Source organism: Rathayibacter sp. KR2-224 (genome assembly GCF_049446075.1).
In the GTDB taxonomy this organism is placed as follows: domain Bacteria; phylum Actinomycetota; class Actinomycetes; order Actinomycetales; family Microbacteriaceae; genus Humibacter.
In genome coordinates this window covers 2,625,853-2,640,880 of sequence record NZ_JBMSEB010000001.1, presented here as the reverse complement: position 1 = coordinate 2,640,880, position 15,028 = coordinate 2,625,853, and the positions used below count along the sequence as shown (strand labels likewise).

Below are 15,028 nucleotides of genomic sequence, written 5' to 3'. Positions count from 1 at the left end.
CGCGTGCCTCCGGCGCGCTACTCAACCAGCGGCACTTCACCGGCGGGCCATCCTGTCGGCTGCGCGGGCGGCGATGGCCATGATCGTCAGCGCCGGATTCGCGCTGCCCTGCGTCGGCAGCACGCTGCCGTCCGCGATGTACAGGTTGGGTACCGCGAAGGTGCGGCAGTCGGCATCCACCACGCCGTGCTCCTCATCGGCGGCCATGCGCGCGCCGCCCACCAGGTGGGCGTATCGCTTGATCGTGATGACTTCGTCGGCGCCTGCCGCGGTGAGGATGTTCTCCATCACCTTGGTCGCGGCATCCATCAGCTGTCTGTCGTTGTCGCACTGGCTGTACGAGAAGTGCGCGATCGGCAGTCCGTGCCTGTCCTTCTCCTCCGAGAGCGTGACCCGGTTGTCGGGCAGCGGAAGGAACTCGCACAGCGCGCCAAGGCACGCCCAGTGCACGTAGTCGCTCATGTAGTTGCGGAAGTCGTCGCCCCAATAGCCCTGCGCCATCACGTGCTCGGCCCAGGTGATGGGCAGCGGCGACACGGTCTGCACCGAGAAGCCGCGCTTGTACGGCTTCGACGGATCGGTCTCGTAGAACTGCTCGGTGCTCACCTCCGGCGGCGGCGCCTTGTACATGCGGATCTCCGCGTCGAACCGCCCCGCCGTCTGCGGAGCCCCCTGCACCATGAGGTAGCGGCCGACCTGGTCGAAGTCGTTGCACAGCCCGTCGGGAAAACGAGCCGACGCCGAGTTCAGCAGCAGCCGCGGCGTCTCGATCGAGTACCCGGCGACGATGATGACGGATGCCTTCTGGAACCGTTCCCGCCCGTCGCGCACGTACCGCACACCTGTCGCCCTGCCGGTGAGGGCGTCCACCTCGATACCGGTGACCATGCTGTCGGGGCGCACCTCCGCGCCGTGCTCGAGGGCATCCGGAATATGGGTGATGAGGGGCGACGCCTTCGCATTCACCTTGCAGCCCTGCAGGCAGAACCCGCGGTAGATGCAGTGCGGGCGATGGCCGAACCTCCCGTTGGCTATCGCGACGGGGCCAACCTTCGCCTGGATGCCCGCCCGCTCCGCTCCACGCAGGAACACTTCGCCGTTCCCGCCGACCGGATGCGGCCGGTACGGGTAGCCGTGCGGGTCGCCCCACGGCCAGTCCTCGCCCGCGACCGGCAGTTCGGCCTCCATCTGCTCGTAGTACGGCTGCAGATCCGCGTAGTCCATCGGCCAGTCCGCGCCCACGCCGTCGACGGTCTGGGTGTGGAAATCGCTGGGATGGAATCGGGGCGTGTACCCGGCGTAGTGCACCATCGACCCGCCGACACCGCGGCCGGAGTTGTTCGATCCGAGCGGCACCGGGTCGTTGCCTCCGATCTCGCGGGGCTCGGTCCAATACAGCATGTGGGACGCCGCCTCGTCGCTGACCCAGTCGTCTTCCGGATCCCAGAACGGGCCGGCATCGAGCGCGGCGACGCGCCAGCCGTAGCGGGCCAGCCGCTGCAGCATGGTGGCACCGCCAGCGCCGCAGCCCACGATCACCGCATCGAGCTCGTCCGAGTCGTCGAAGTGCCGCATCTTGCTGCGCAGGCTCTCGTCGATGGCACCCCGCGGCGTGAGCAGCCAGGCGGACTCGTTGCGTTCGCGCACCGTCACGAGTGATCTCCGTGCTGCTCGTCGTGTTGCTCGCGGTCGTGCCCGCCTGGACGGCCTTCGTTGCCGCTGTCACGCCCCGAGGCTGCGGCGCTTCCGCCCTGGCCCGTCGTGCGGCGTGCCCCGCCCTTGCCGTGCTGCGGCGGGCCGGGCCTGCGCAGCGGGTCGTCGCTCGGGCGGGCATCCTTCACCTCGTACGGCTCACGCCTGTCGATGCCCAGATCTTTGTAGCCGCGGGGGTACGCGGGCCCGCCGAAGCCGATCTCGTTCCACACGGCCGGATGCGAATAGAACGCCGTGGCTGCGTAGCGCGTCCACAGGCTCCACACCTGGGCCGGCGGCAGCTCGTGCCAGCGATCCTCGCCCCAGGTGCGCACAGCCTCCATGAGCTCGCGCTGCTGATCGAGATCGCATTCGGCGAAGTCGCTTCCGAAACGGTCGTGGGCATCCTCGTTGAGAGCTCGAAGCGATGCTCGCCACGCCTCCGAGTCGCGCGGCATGGTGTCGTAATGCCAGCCGTCGGTCTGGTTCTCGGCGAGGCGGGCATCCACCATGCGGGCGAGGTCGACGGTCTCGTCCCCTGGCTCCGCACGCTGCCCGACCAGCCGGTCGAGCAGGCACTTCGCCGTCGCCACCTCGAGCTGTGTGAAGAACCGCACCGCCGGTTGGCCGTGCAGGCGGGCGTGAATGGCGGCACGGGTCGCGCCGTCCCAATGCGGCTCCTGTCCCATCACGTCGAAGCCTGGAAAGCGCCCCCCGCCGTTCTCGGGCGATAGCGGGAGCGTGCTCTTCGGCCGGTTGCGTGGATGCCTGCTCACCGCTCCCTCCGCAGCAGCGCGGCGAGCAGACCCATGCCGCCGACGAGCGTGACGAGCAGGGGCGCCAGGAGCGGCGGCCCCATCTCCATGTTGTAGCGGAAGTTCTTCCAGCCACCCGGCTTCTGCCGGATGCCCCGCGCGTGCAGCCACACGCCCTGCAGCCCGTTCGCGAGGATGATCGCCGCCGCCACGGGCAGCGCGGTCTTGGCCAGCCTGTGACTCGCGAAGCCCGCGACACCCGCCACGACGCCGACCGGGCCGGTGACGATGGGAGCCCACATCCACTTGTCGCCGAAGCTCGCCTTGTCGTGCTCGAAATAGATCTCGGCGGTGGTCACGGCCGCGCCGACCGCGGTCAGTGCAGACATGCTGCGCTCGAAGCGCCCATGCTGCACATCACGCACCAACCGATCGATGCCGTACACCGCCTCGGCCGCTGGATGTCCTGCGCGGGAACGGAAGGGAATCAGGCGGGACCGGGCGGACACGGCGAGCGACTTCTTCGGGCTGAACACGTGCGGCATTCTGCACAGCCTGTCTCAGCCGCGTCGAGTGGTTGCGCGATGCCCGGGCGAGTTGTATCGGGCGCCGGCGCTACTCGTGACGGCCGGTGTAGCACCCCCTGGACGAAGGGTGTACTGGCAGGGCCTCCCGTCGAGCGGCGTCCCGGCGTACTTTCGTGATCGTGGCCCGTGGCCGGCCACTTCGAAGGCTTTCAGGCAGCGACGGAGGAACTTTCAATGCACACTCGCACGCTCGGCCAGGGTCTCGCGGTTTCGGCGGTCGGCCTCGGATGCATGGGCATGTCCCAGAGTTACGGACCGAACCCCGGCAGCAGAGACGACATGATCGCCGTTCTGCGCTCGGCGGTCGACTCCGGAGTCACATTCTTCGATACCGCAGAGGCATACGGCCCCTTCGCCAACGAAGAGCTCGTGGGCGAAGCGCTCCAGCCCGTACGCGACGAGGTCGTGATCGCCACGAAGTTCGGCTGGCGGTTCGGCGCCGACGGGCTCAGCGGGCTCGACAGCAGGCCTGATCACATCAGGCGCGTCGCCGACGAATCCCTGCGCAGGCTCCGCACCGACGCGATCGACCTCTTCTACCAGCACCGGGTAGACCCGGACGTGCCCATCGAGGATGTCGCGGGCACCGTGGGCGAACTGGTCGCCGCCGGCAAGGTGCGCCACTTCGGGCTCTCAGAGGCGAGCGCGCAGACCATTCGCCGGGCACACTCCGTCTTTCCCGTCACCGCGCTGCAGAGCGAGTACTCGCTGTGGACCCGTGACCCCGAAAGCGAGATATTGCCCGCCCTCGCCGAACTCGGCATTGGATTCGTGCCGTTCAGCCCCCTCGGCAAGGGATTCCTGACGGGCGCGGTCACCCAGGAGACGACCTTCGGCGACGGCGACATCCGTGCGACCATCCCGCGCTTCGAAGAGGAGAACCGGGCGGCGAACCAAGCCCTGGTCGATCACGTCGCGCAGCTGGCGACCGCGAGAGGGGCCACGCCCGGGCAGGTGGCGCTTGCCTGGCTGTTGGCGCAGGACCCGTGGATCGTGCCGATTCCGGGCACGCGGCGCGTCGAACGCATCCGCGAGAACGCGGAGTCCACCTCGGTTCCGCTGTCGGCCGACGACCTGGCAGACCTCGACGCGCTCGCCGCGCGCATAGGCGTACACGGAGACCGCTACGGCGCCCAGCACATGAAGTACGTGGGACGCTGACGACGGCCACCAATGCTCAGTCGGCCGGGCCTCCCGACACGGTGTCCTCCTGCGTCTCGGCATCCGTCGACGGCCGCGGACGGTCCTCCTCGTCCACCTGATCGGCCGCCTGGTTCTCCTCGGCCGTGCTGGTCTTGGCCGGCACGTGCTGGTCGGGCAACGGCTCACCCTCCAGCGGCTCGGTGCGCAGGTCGGGGTCCGGCTGTCCGTTCGTGTCGCTCATGCTTCTTCCTTTCGGGACTGCAAACGTTCGGCATCAACATCACCGGTTCGTGCGCATGCCGGCCAGCCGTTGCGAGGCAACTGGCGGCAGCGCATACTGACCCGCCGCCGGCTGCCGTCGGCGGGCAACGGCGTGTGCCTTCGGCGGGCGCAGGGCCGCCGCAACCCCTTTCGCATGCGGCGGGAACACGATTGCCTGCTTCGCGACACGAAAGGACGACCACGTGAGCGATACCAATCAGAACACCTCTGCAACGAGCGGTTCCGGCGTCCCAGGCTCGGAATTCAGCCCGCGCACGGCCATCGTGACGGGCTCCGACTCCGGCATCGGCCGTGCGACGGCTGTCGCGCTGGCCCGGGCCGGAATGGATGTCGGCATCACCTACCACTCAGACGCCGACGGCGCCGAGGAGACGGCCCGACTCGTGCGCGAGCTGGGCCGCGCGGCCGAGGTGACTCGGCTCGACACCACGGAGGCGCCGCAGTGCGGAGACGTCATCGACGACCTGGCCGAGCGTCTCGGCGGGCTGGACGTCTTCGTGAACAACGCGGGCATCAACGGCGGACCCGCCTTCTTCGACACCGACTGGGACACCTGGCGAACCACGGTGCTCGCCGACCTGGACGGCGCTTTCGTCTGCATCCAGCGCGCCGCGCGGCGCATGGTCGATGGCGGGAGGGGCGGCCGCCTCATCGCGGTAACCAGTGTGCACGAACACCAGCCCCTTGCCGGATTCGCCGCCTACGACGCCGCCAAGCACGGGCTCGGTGGGCTCATGAAGACCATCGCCATCGAATTGGGGCACTACGGCATCACGTCGAACTCGGTCGCCCCCGGCGAGATCGCCACACCCATGAACGACGCGACGGATGCCGATGTCAGCACAACGCATCGCGCGGGCATCCCGCTCGGCCGGCCGGGCGCCGCCGGAGAGGTCGCAGCCGTCATCGCGTTCCTCGCCTCGCCTTCCGCCTCGTATGTGACGGGCGCGTCATGGGTCGTCGACGGCGGGATGCTTCAAATGGGCAGTCAGGCAGGTGCGGTGATCGAAAGCGACGACTGGCGCAATGTCTCGAAAGGCTGATGGCCGCAAATCACAGAAGGTGGGGTTCTCGCAAGGGGTATCGCACTTGTTCAGCTACTGCCATGGTGACTCACATGGTTGCTTTGGCTGTGATTCTGCTCATTGTGGGACTGATCCTGCTTTTCCTCGGGATCTTCATCAAAGTGGCGAGCTGGCTGCTATGGATCGGCATCATCGTGCTGATCATCGCCATCATCGTCGGACTCATGCGGTTCATCAGAAGGAACGTCTGACCCGCAGGGCCTTATCCACACCGTCCGAGTTCGTTTGATGCGGCGGCGCGCTTGAGTCGCGCCGCCGCATCCGTACGTAATGGCGGTTCGCGGGCCGATCGCCTGCGCACATCGAGTCTTCCCGGCACCGCATTAGGAACGAGCACCATGAACCACGACGAAGCGCCAGTGCTCGACGCGCTGGCCGAACATCGTGCCTCAGGTCGCTACGGATACACTCCACCGGGACACCGGCAGGGCAGAGGAGCCGATCCGCGGGTGGTCGAGGTGCTCGGGGATGCCATGGCCAACGACGTGCTCGCCACGTCCGGCCTCGACGACCGTTCGTCGTCGAACGGCTACCTGAAGAAGGCGCAGAACCTGATGGCGGATGCCGTCGGCGCCGAGCACGCATTCTTCTCCACGTGCGGCAGTTCCCTGTCGGTGAAGGCCTCCATCCTCGCCGTCACCCGCGGCGAGGGTGAGATCCTCATGGGCCGCGACGCACACAAGTCCGTCATCTCAGGACTTGTGCTCTCCGGCCTGCAACCGCGGTGGATCACGCCCCGCTACGACGAGAAGCTGCACTTGGCCCACCCGCCCGGGCCCGAGCAAGTGGAGGATGCCCTGAACAGGCATCCTGATGCTTCGGCCGTTTTCGTCACGAGCCCGACGCCCTATGGCACGTGCGGCGACCTCAAGGCCATCGTCGATCTCGCGCATGGCAGGGGCAAACCCGTCATCGTCGATGAGGCGTGGGGCGCACACCTGCCGTTCCATCCAGACCTGCCCACCTGGGCCATGGATGCCGGCGCCGACATCTGCGTCGTCAGCGTGCACAAGATGGGTATGGGCTTCGAGCAGGGGTCGGTGTACCACCTGCAGGGCGGCCTCGTCGACCCGGTGCGGCTCCAGCAGTGCGCAGACGTGCTCGCGAGCACGAGCTCGAACGTGCTGCTGTACGCGGCGATCGACGGCTGGCGCAGGCAGATGGTGCAGCACGGGCGGGAACTGTTGGATGCCGCGCTGCAGCTGACCGAGCGGACGCGTGAGCGGATTCCGGGCATCCCTGGCATGGTCGTGCTGCACGACGAATTGCTCAGCGTCGAGGCGTCCCATGATCTCGACCCCATGCACATCCTCATCGATGTGAGCGAACTGGGCATCTCGGGCTACCAGGCGCAGGACTGGCTGCGCGAGAACCGGCGCATCGACACCGGCACGAGCGACCACCGGCGCATCGAGGCTCTTCTGTCGCAGGCCGACGACGACGAGACGGTCGACCGGCTCGTGGAATCCCTGGAGGCCCTCGCGGATGCCGCTGCCGGCATGCCTGCTCCGCCTGCGATCGACCTGCCGTCACCCTCGGACTTGGAGACGGTGATGGTGCAACCGGCACGCCGGTGGAGGTCGTACCGTGCTCGGAAGCCGCCGGCCGCACCTGCGCCGAGCAGATCACGCCATACCCGCCCGGCATCCCGATGCTGCTGCCCGGGGAGCGCATCAAGTCGGCGGTACTGGACTATCTCACCTCCGGCGTGCAGGCCGGCATGGTGATCCCCGACGCCGCAGATCCGACCATGAAGACCATCCGGGTCACACGCGGGTGAGAAGGGCAACCCCTGGGAACGATGTACGAGAGCACGTTATCTGAAGGCATGACGCAGAACACCGCGCCGAACTCCGGCGCGCCCCAGCCGTTGCCAGAGCCGGAGGCGAACGAGTCCACGGTTCATGTCGCACTGCAGCGCATCGGGGCGAACCGCTGGTGCGTGGTCGACCCACGCTTCCCCTCCAACGACGCGCGGTGTCTCGTCGGCTACGTGGAACGTGTCGACCACGTTTATCACGCCATCCGGCTCGACTCGTCGATGACCGCGTTCGACGAAACCGACCTTCAGTCGGTGCTGCGCGATCTGGAACCGCCCGTCCTCGATTGACGCCGGCTAGGCCGGGCGTCCGTCCCGGGCCTCGCCGAGGCGTGTGCCGCACAACAGCACGAGCGCCGCGAGCGCGACGGTGATCAGCAGATCGACCCGCAGGCCGCCGACGATGGATCGGCCGAGCTGGGATCCGTAGACGGCGACACCAAGTGCGCTGCCCGTCTGGCGGGCTGTGTTGAGCGTCGCCGACGCGATTCCCGACCGTTCCGCGCCGACGCTCGCGAGCACCGTCGAGGTGATGATCGGCACGATCACTCCGAGACCACCTCCGAGGCCGACCAGCTGCGCGACGATCGCCGCGTACGGGATGCCCGGATCGGCGAACAAAAGCCCGCCTGCGCACACGGCGATCACGGCGGCGGACACCACGACGCAGGCCACGCTTCCGAAGCGGTCCTGCAATCGGGCCGCGTACGCGTTGCTCAGCATGACTGCCACGGTGATGGGCAGGAAGCCGAGACCGGTGAGCAGGGCGGATGCGTGCTGAACGCGCTGGAAGTAGAGGCTCAGCGCGAAGATGAAGCCGTAGAAGGCGATGTTCACGAACAGTCCGATCGTCACGCTCCAGCGGAACAGACGGGAACGGAAGAGACCCAGCGGCAGCATCGGATGCCGCGAGCGCCGCTCAACGAGAACGAACGCCGCCCCCGCACAGACGGCAACGGCGAGCGCAGTCACCACGAACGGGTTCGCGAAGCCGAACTCACCGCCCTCGATGATCGCCGCGGTGAGGATGCCGAGGGTGACGACCGCGAGCACCTGGCCGGCGGCATCCAGCCTCCGCGTCGTGGTGCGTGTGGTCTCTCTGGCCGCGAACGCCACGGCGGCGATGCCGAACAGGGCGAGCGGAAGGTTGATGTAGAAGATCCACCGCCACCCGAGTGTCTGAATGAGCACTCCACCAACGAGCGGACCGCCGGAGAGCGCCGCTCTGCCCCCAAGCGCCCAGATGCCTATGGCGCCGGCCCTGCTGCGGGCATCCGTGTAGGTGTGCGAGAGCACGGAGAGCGACGACGGCACGAGCGCCGCAGCACCCATGCCCTGCACACAGCGGGTCGCGATCAGCAGGCCGATGCCTGGCGCAAGGGCGCAGCCAAGCGATCCGATGGTGAAGAGGGCGAATCCGCCGATCAGCACGCGCTTTGCGCCGATCCGGTCGCCGAGCGCGCCGGCGCTGAGAATGAATGCCGCGAACGCGATGGTGTAGGCGCTGACGATCCATTGCAGGGCCGCGACGCCGGCGCCGAGCTCGTCGCCTATCGGCTTGATCGCAACGTTCACGACGCTGACGTCGAGCTGCACCACGGCGAAGCCCAGCCCGGTTGCCAGGAGCGTCCAGCGCCGACGTGCCCGGCTCAGCGTGTCGGCCCTCGTGGTCCCTTCTCGATATCCGTTCCCCACCCATCAAGCCTCTCGGATGCCTGCGACATCGCCAGCCCCGTTGCCGAGGTTCACGACGTGCGTTATTGGCTGTCGCCCCTGCTGCGAACCCGCACCGCGTTACGCCGGGTGACCGCTTACGGCTCCACTGCCGGGTGCGTTCACTACGTTTGAGGGTTGAGGCATCCCTATTTCACGTCCAGCGTCCGGGGCGGCTGACCCGTCATGCAGGCCGCCGCGGCGGATTCCACAGCAAAGGAACCGACATGAGCACGTCAGCCGGAGCAGGCGTCGACTCCACGCTCGCCAAAACCGTCAGCCGTCGCACGGTTCTGGGTGCCGCGGCCCTCACCCCGGTTGCCGCGTTCCTCGCGGCCTGCTCGTCGCCTGGGTCGGGATCGTCGGGAACGGCATCCGCCAAGCTGACGAGCCAGTTGAACATCTACAGCTGGCCGGACTACTTCTCGAAGGCCGATCTCGCCGCGTACGCCAAGAAGTACGGCGTGACGCCCAAGATCTCGACCTACACCGACAACAACACGCTTTACACGAAGCTGAACTCTGCGGCCGGTGCCGGCTATGACGTCGTGGTTCCGTCGTCGAGCTGGATCAAGCAGATCTCCGACAAGGGCCTGCTCGAGGAGCTCGACCACGGCCGTCTCAACCTCAAGAACCTCGACCAGTCGCTGCTCAACCGCAACTACGACCCGGGCAACAAGTACTCGATCCCGAAGGACTGGGGTCTGCTCGGTGTCGTCTACGACCCGGATGCCACGGGTGGCGAGATCAAGACCTGGCAGGACTTCTTCGACGCGGGCGCGAAGCCGGGCGTGAGCGGGCGCATCCGCATGACGAGCGCGGCCGAAGAGACCGTCGGGCCGGCGCTGTGGATCCAGGGCAAGGACTGGAACACCAAGAAGATCAGCGACATTCAGGGCACGCAGGACTTTCTCACCGGCTTCGCCAAGCACGTCAAGACGTTCTCAGCGTTCGATGCCAATGCCATGGCGAGCGGGGCAATCGTGCTCGCGCAGGCCAACCAGGCGTACGCGCGCAACGCCATCCTGCTCAACCCGAAGCTCAAGTGGGTCGTTCCCGGACCGACGAGCGAGCTGTGGGTGGACAGCTTCTCGATCGCGAAGGGCGCGCCCGACGTCGAGCGCGCCTATCAATTCCTGGAGTACCAGCTCACGCCGACCGTGCAGGTCAACGAAACCGTCTATCTCGGTTACCCGGCGTCGCTGAACGGGCTGAAGAACAAGGTGCCGTCGAATGTGAAGCAATCCGAGCTCATCTTCGGCGGACCCAACGTCGACTTCGACAAGCTCACGAGCTTCATCGTGAACCCCGACACCTATCCCACGTTCCAAGACATCCAGAACAAGGTGCAGGCCGCCGCCGGCGCGTAGCGACAGACCACGCCGCCGGCAGGCTCGGGCACCAACCACGAGCGCCAGCACACTACGGGCACCAGCACACTACGGTCACCAGCACACTACGGTCACCAGCAGGCCAGCGGGCCGGCCCGCTGACCAGCCCCGCCGAAAACAGCAGTGATCACGCTCTCGCGCTGAGAACAGCAGGTCTTCTGCTGTTCTCAGTCACATCTGCTGTTTTCGGTGCTGGGTTGAACGGTCCCGGTGTCGACGCGACGGGCTGGATAGGGTCGGTGCGAGGAGGGACTGTGAGACGCAACACGGGCGACCACGTGCTGGCGGCCATCCCGCTCGCCTGGCTCGCAGTGCTGTTCCTCGTTCCGCTGGCTTTCACGCTCGTCTACTCGTTCGGCACGAGCGGCTTCGGATCGGTCACGCTCGGCTTCTCACTCGCCAACTATGCGCAGGCGCTCGGACCCCTCTATCTGGAGACGTTCCTGCGCACGCTGGCCTTCGCGATCGGGTGCAGCGCCCTCTGCCTGCTCTTCGCCTACCCGATCGCGTACGCCATCGCCCGCCGCAGCGGGAGGTTCAAGCTCGTCGCTTTCGGGCTCATCCTGGTGCCATACCTGGCGAGCCTGCTGATCCGGGTGATGTCATGGCAGATCCTGCTCGCTCAGGGGGGTCCGCTCGAACGGATGCTCCGCGCGGCCGGCCTGCTCCACTCGCCTCTCACCGTGCTGGATTCGATCCCGGCCGTCGTGATCGGCACGATCGCCGTCTACCTGCCCATCGCGGTGATCGCGCTCGCGGTGGTGCTCGACCGCATCCCACCGGAGGTGGTCGAGGCGAGTCAGGACCTGGGCGCGTCCCCTTCTGCCACGTTCTGGACCGTCATCGTGCCGCTGAGCCGGCCCGGCATCGCGACGGCTGCGCTGCTGACGGCGGTGCCCATGCTCGGTGAACTCGTGATCCCTGTGCTGCTTGGCGGCAACAAGGGGCTGTTCCTGGCTCAGGCCATCTCGGCGCAGTACGTGCAGTCGCAGAACTACGCTCTCGGTTCCGCCATGGTCGTGCTGCTCGTGCTGGTGATCGCGGTGATCGTGGGCCTGCTGGTGCGACTCACCCGCGGCTTCGAAGCGACCGGCGACGGTGGTGAGGCATGACCGCGGAGCAGCGCTACGAGGGTGGGCAACGGGCATCCTCGACTCCGCCGTCACTTTCGGGCGCCTCAGGAGCGCCGTTGCGGCCGAAAGCGACGGCCGACAACGCTCGGCGGGGCACCCGTGCGGCAACCGGTCTCGCGCTGTGGCTCTGGTTCGGGCTAGCGGTGGTCTTCCTGTTCGCGCCCATCGTGACCGCGATCGTGTACTCGTTCAACGAGGGTGTGGCGGGCAAGCAGACCTCGGCCTTCACGGGTTTCTCGTGGGACTGGTACGCGCAGGCGGTGACGGATCCGACCATCGCGCAGGCGACCCAGACGAGCCTGGTCGTCGCGTTCTGGGCGGCCGTGATCGCCGTCGTGATCGGCACCGTGCTCGGTTTCGAGCTGGCCCGCAACCCGAATCGCAGCGTGCGCCGTCTGCTCGGCGCGCTCACGTACATCCTGCTCATCGTTCCCGACACGGTGCTCGGCGTCTCGCTGCTCCTCTTCTACACCGAGACTCGCATTCCGCTCAGCGAGTTCACACTGATCGCAGCGCTCACGCCGCCGAGCATCTCGGTGGTCGCGTTCGTCATCCGTGCGCGCGTGCTGACGCTCGAAGCGGCGGTGGAGGATGCCGCATCCGACCTGGGAGCATCCCGCTTCGCCACCCTGCGCCTCGTCGTGCTGCCTCAACTCGGACCGGCGATCGTCGCAGCCGCACTCATCGCCTACACGTTCGCATTCGACAACGTCGTGATCGCCAACTTCCTCTCCACGCCGACGGTGAACGTGCTCACGGTCTACCTATACGGAACGCTGCAGTACGGCGCGACGCCGGCCGTCTACGCCACGGCGACGATCATTTTCGTGGCGACGATCGTGGTGCTGGCTCTGGCCGCCACGCTGCTGCGCACCACCCTGCGGTTCCGCGGGCGGCGCACCTACGCGCGAACCGCGCATAGCCGAGGTTGAGCCGTCCCCGATTCGGTCGCCAACGTGCGGGCCGCATCAGGCCCGACGCCACAGCGCGTCAGCGGCTAGGTGCCGGCGTCGTGCTCTCGGATGCGGCGGCAGGCTCTATGCCCAGGTCTGCCGACGTCGGGTACGACGACTGCGCTCCTGGCATTTGCACGGCGAACGTTCCTGCACGCACGCCCAGCCGCGCTGCGTCCTGCAGCGACGCTCCTCGTGCCAGTTCGGATGCGAGCGCTCCCACGAACGCATCCCCCGCACCTGTCGTGTCCACCACTTCTGCCGCCTGCGGCGCTGGGACGTGTCCCTCCGCGACCTGGTCTGCCCAATAGGCGCCTTCTGCGCCGACCGTCACGACGACTGACGTGCTGCGTCCTCTCAGCACCGCCGCCGCCTTCGCTGCCGTCGGCACATCGTGCACGTCCCAACCGACCAGGGCGCCGGCTTCCCCCTCGTTGACGATGAGTGGGTCGCACTCCCGTAAGAGTTCGGCCGAGACCCCGCGGTAGGGCGCGAGATTGAGGATGACACGGGCGCCCACCCGCCTGGCAGACGTGATCGACGCCTCGACGATCTCCGGCAACACCTCCGCCTGCACCACCATGACCGCTTCCTCGGCGTTGCCGGCGAGAGCGGTGACGGCGTCGGTGACACGCTCGGGAGTCAGCGCGAAATTGGTCCCAGGAACGACGGTGATCGAGTTCTCCCCGCCCTCGTACACAGACACGAGTGCGAGTCCGGTGCGGACACCGCTGACGATCTCCACGTTCGCCGTGTCGACGCCCTCGGAGCGCAGTTGCCGAAGCAGAAGAGCGCCATCCTCGTCGTCGCCGACCGACGCGACGAAGCTCACGTCGCCGCCCAGTCGAGCGGCGGCAACCGCCTGATTCGCACCCTTGCCGCCCGGCTGCACCAACAGGCCCGTGGCCAGGATCGTTTCACCGGGAGCTGGAGGCGCCGGCACCCTCACGATGTAGTCCTGGTTCGCCGAGCCGACCACGATGATGCGCGCCGGCGGCCTCGTATCCGTCATGTCTCCCCACTCACCTGCCGCGAGCATCTGCTGAAGCGCTGCAGTGTTCGTCTGCGTTCACGATCGGATGCCTGCGAACGCGATGGTCCGCTCGGCGAGATCCGAGATGACCGAGTTGTCGAAGCCGAACAGCGCCGACCGCGTGCGGTCGTGCAGCGGTTCGATCACGTGGGAGGGAAGTCCGGCAGTACCGACGAGAATGCCGGCCACGGATCCCACCGTGGCGCCGTTCGAGTCCGTGTCCCAGCCGCTCATGACGACGCGGCCGACCGCCGTCATCCAATCGCCATCCGACCAGAGCAGGGCCGCCGTCACCGCCGCGGCGTTGTTGATCGTGTGGACCCATGAGTAGTGCCCGTACGCGGAGTGGATCTCCTCCACCGCCTGTTCCCAGGTGGCACCGGAGCTGTGCAGCTGCAGAACGCGGGTCACCGCTTCGTGCAGGCGCGAGCGCGGTGGCACGACGGTGAGGGCAGCGACGATCGTCTCCCGTGCATCGGCCGCGGAGAAGGCTGCCGCGCAGAGCGCCGCCGCCCACATCTCGCCGTACACACCGTTGCCCGTGTGGGAGAGGGTGGCGTCGTTGTATGCGAGCGCCGCGGCATCCCACACCGAGCCGGGATTCACGTAGCCGGGCACGTCACCGCGGATCTGCGCCCCGATCCACTCACGATACGGATTGCGGTACGAGGCGGTACGAGGCACCGGGACCCCGTTCGCAAGGTTGATGTACGCCGCCCGCTCGGCCGTGTAGACCTGCTTGAGCGGAAAGAGGCCGAGCCACGCTTCGCCGACATCCTCCGGCCGGAGGCTGCGGCCGTGGGTCTCAAGCAGATGCAGCGCGAGGATCGGGTAGTCGATGTCGTCGTCGCGGGCGGATCCGTTCACGTTGCCTCGTGTGGTCTCCGGCCAGTTCTCGCGCAGTTCGAAGCCGTCGGGGACCGGATCGAGCTTGGGCACATAGTCGGTGAGCGGGTAGGCGTCGGCGATCGTGAGGTAGTCGCGAATCCTCTCCACCGTCCAGTGGTCGCCCCGTTCGACCGGCTTGCCGATGTTGCAGCCGGCGATGCGTCCGAGCCAGGCGGCGAGCACGCGGTCCGCGTAGCCGCGCGGGTCCACAGCGGCCGCGGATGCCGGCGAGACGGCGGCACGGATGCCGTCCAGGCCCTCGGGCTCGTCGTACGCCCAGTCGGCGCGCCGCGGCGCATCCTCCATCGCATCGACGAGCGCGAGGACGGCGTCGCGATCGGCCGGGTCGGTCGAGTTCGCCGCCAGCACGACGTCGTCCACGTCGTAGCCGGACTCGCGTCGCTGCGCCACCTCGTCGGCGAGCAGGTCGGTGGGTACGAGCGCGTCGAATCCGGCGCGTACATACGCGGCACTGAGCTCCACGGAGGTAGGCGTCGTTTCAGACACGGAACTCCCTTGTTCGATTCGGTCGAATGGCAGTCAACACGAGCTGA

The 15,028-nt window shown here is 67.6% G+C and carries 15 protein-coding genes and 1 pseudogene; 9 read left to right on the top strand and 7 right to left on the bottom strand.

The genetic code is table 11. The features are described from left to right. Positions 1-36 precede the first annotated feature (36 nt). Genes ACO2Q7_RS12145 through ACO2Q7_RS12135 form a run of 3 tightly spaced genes read right to left on the bottom strand, consistent with a single transcriptional unit; the run spans position 37 to position 2,983 of the window. The gene (locus tag ACO2Q7_RS12145; protein WP_423355855.1) at positions 37-1,653 is read right to left on the bottom strand and encodes a GMC family oxidoreductase; all 1,617 of its coding nucleotides are present in this window, start codon (positions 1,651-1,653) and stop codon (positions 37-39) included. After that, the gene (locus tag ACO2Q7_RS12140; RefSeq protein ID WP_423355854.1) at positions 1,650-2,468 is read right to left on the bottom strand and encodes a gluconate 2-dehydrogenase subunit 3 family protein; all 819 of its coding nucleotides are present in this window, start codon (positions 2,466-2,468) and stop codon (positions 1,650-1,652) included. Before ACO2Q7_RS12140 ends, ACO2Q7_RS12145 begins: the two co-directional genes overlap by 4 nt. After that, positions 2,465-2,983 (bottom strand): hypothetical protein, encoded by a 519-nt coding sequence (locus tag ACO2Q7_RS12135; protein ID WP_423355853.1) that lies wholly within the window; start codon positions 2,981-2,983, stop codon positions 2,465-2,467. The genes ACO2Q7_RS12140 and ACO2Q7_RS12135 overlap by 4 nt, the downstream gene beginning before the upstream one ends. 225 nt (positions 2,984-3,208) lie before the next feature. On the opposite strand from ACO2Q7_RS12135, the gene ACO2Q7_RS12130 reads away from it, so the two are divergent. Beyond that, a complete protein-coding gene (locus ACO2Q7_RS12130) occupies positions 3,209-4,195 on the top strand; it encodes an aldo/keto reductase (protein WP_423355852.1) in 987 nt (328 codons plus the stop codon). A gap of 16 nt (positions 4,196-4,211) precedes the next feature. Here the strand turns inward: ACO2Q7_RS12130 and ACO2Q7_RS12125 are convergent, their stop codons facing one another. Continuing rightward, positions 4,212-4,418, bottom strand: a complete 207-nt coding sequence (locus tag ACO2Q7_RS12125) for a hypothetical protein (protein WP_423355851.1) — start codon at positions 4,416-4,418, stop codon at positions 4,212-4,214. A 223-nt stretch (positions 4,419-4,641) separates the two neighbouring features. Between ACO2Q7_RS12125 and ACO2Q7_RS12120 the strand changes: the two genes are divergently transcribed. From ACO2Q7_RS12120 to ACO2Q7_RS12100, 5 genes and pseudogenes are all read left to right on the top strand, one after another. Further along, entirely contained in the window at positions 4,642-5,502 is an 861-nt protein-coding gene (locus ACO2Q7_RS12120; protein ID WP_423355850.1) for an SDR family oxidoreductase, read from the top strand. A 74-nt stretch (positions 5,503-5,576) separates the two neighbouring features. Beyond that, complete coding sequence (locus tag ACO2Q7_RS12115) at positions 5,577-5,735, top strand: hypothetical protein (protein WP_423355849.1); 159 nt, start codon at positions 5,577-5,579, stop codon at positions 5,733-5,735. A gap of 147 nt (positions 5,736-5,882) precedes the next feature. Further along, positions 5,883-6,923 (top strand): annotated as a pseudogene (locus ACO2Q7_RS12110) (aminotransferase class I/II-fold pyridoxal phosphate-dependent enzyme); the annotation flags it as partial. 194 nt (positions 6,924-7,117) lie between these two features. Beyond that, complete coding sequence (locus ACO2Q7_RS12105; RefSeq protein WP_423355848.1) at positions 7,118-7,324, top strand: hypothetical protein; 207 nt, start codon at positions 7,118-7,120, stop codon at positions 7,322-7,324. Positions 7,325-7,372: 48 nt separating this feature from the next. Beyond that, positions 7,373-7,654 carry a hypothetical protein gene (locus ACO2Q7_RS12100; RefSeq protein ID WP_423355847.1) on the top strand — a complete coding sequence of 94 codons (282 nt, stop codon included), beginning with the start codon at positions 7,373-7,375 and terminating at the stop codon, positions 7,652-7,654. A 6-nt stretch (positions 7,655-7,660) separates the two neighbouring features. On the opposite strand, the gene ACO2Q7_RS12095 is transcribed toward ACO2Q7_RS12100, so the two are convergent. After that, complete coding sequence (locus ACO2Q7_RS12095) at positions 7,661-9,058, bottom strand: MFS transporter (RefSeq protein ID WP_423355846.1); 1,398 nt, start codon at positions 9,056-9,058, stop codon at positions 7,661-7,663. Positions 9,059-9,303: 245 nt separating this feature from the next. Here ACO2Q7_RS12095 and ACO2Q7_RS12090 point away from each other — a divergent pair, with 245 nt between their 5' ends. The 3 genes from ACO2Q7_RS12090 (at position 9,304) to ACO2Q7_RS12080 (ending at position 12,532) form a co-directional block, all read left to right on the top strand. Continuing rightward, entirely contained in the window at positions 9,304-10,446 is a 1,143-nt protein-coding gene (locus tag ACO2Q7_RS12090) for a polyamine ABC transporter substrate-binding protein (RefSeq protein ID WP_423355845.1), read from the top strand. Between the two features lie 275 nt (positions 10,447-10,721). Further along, positions 10,722-11,579: an ABC transporter permease gene (locus tag ACO2Q7_RS12085; protein ID WP_423355844.1), complete on the top strand. Its 858-nt coding sequence runs from the start codon at positions 10,722-10,724 to the stop codon at positions 11,577-11,579. Then, positions 11,576-12,532 carry an ABC transporter permease gene (locus tag ACO2Q7_RS12080; RefSeq protein ID WP_423355843.1) on the top strand — a complete coding sequence of 319 codons (957 nt, stop codon included), beginning with the start codon at positions 11,576-11,578 and terminating at the stop codon, positions 12,530-12,532. Before ACO2Q7_RS12085 ends, ACO2Q7_RS12080 begins: the two co-directional genes overlap by 4 nt. Before the next feature lie 58 nt (positions 12,533-12,590). On the opposite strand, the gene ACO2Q7_RS12075 is transcribed toward ACO2Q7_RS12080, so the two are convergent. After that, complete coding sequence (locus tag ACO2Q7_RS12075) at positions 12,591-13,565, bottom strand: ribokinase (RefSeq protein WP_423355842.1); 975 nt, start codon at positions 13,563-13,565, stop codon at positions 12,591-12,593. Positions 13,566-13,622: 57 nt separating this feature from the next. After that, on the bottom strand, positions 13,623-14,981 hold the full coding sequence (locus ACO2Q7_RS12070; RefSeq protein WP_423355841.1) for an ADP-ribosylglycohydrolase family protein: 1,359 nt from the start codon (positions 14,979-14,981) through the stop codon (positions 13,623-13,625). Positions 14,982-15,028: the final 47 nt, after the last annotated feature.

What these genes read in the sequence shown, in the direction of transcription:
- ACO2Q7_RS12130 (WP_423355852.1), top strand. Translation starts at nt 3,209, where the DNA reads ATGCACACTCGCACGCTCGGCCAGGGTCTCGCGGTTTCGGCGGTCGGC.
- ACO2Q7_RS12125 (WP_423355851.1), bottom strand. Translation starts at nt 4,418, where the DNA reads ATGAGCGACACGAACGGACAGCCGGACCCCGACCTGCGCACCGAGCCG.
- ACO2Q7_RS12115 (WP_423355849.1), top strand. Translation starts at nt 5,577, where the DNA reads ATGGTTGCTTTGGCTGTGATTCTGCTCATTGTGGGACTGATCCTGCTT.
- ACO2Q7_RS12100 (WP_423355847.1), top strand. Translation starts at nt 7,373, where the DNA reads ATGACGCAGAACACCGCGCCGAACTCCGGCGCGCCCCAGCCGTTGCCA.
- ACO2Q7_RS12090 (WP_423355845.1), top strand. Translation starts at nt 9,304, where the DNA reads ATGAGCACGTCAGCCGGAGCAGGCGTCGACTCCACGCTCGCCAAAACC.
- ACO2Q7_RS12080 (WP_423355843.1), top strand. Translation starts at nt 11,576, where the DNA reads ATGACCGCGGAGCAGCGCTACGAGGGTGGGCAACGGGCATCCTCGACT.
- ACO2Q7_RS12075 (WP_423355842.1), bottom strand. Translation starts at nt 13,565, where the DNA reads ATGACGGATACGAGGCCGCCGGCGCGCATCATCGTGGTCGGCTCGGCG.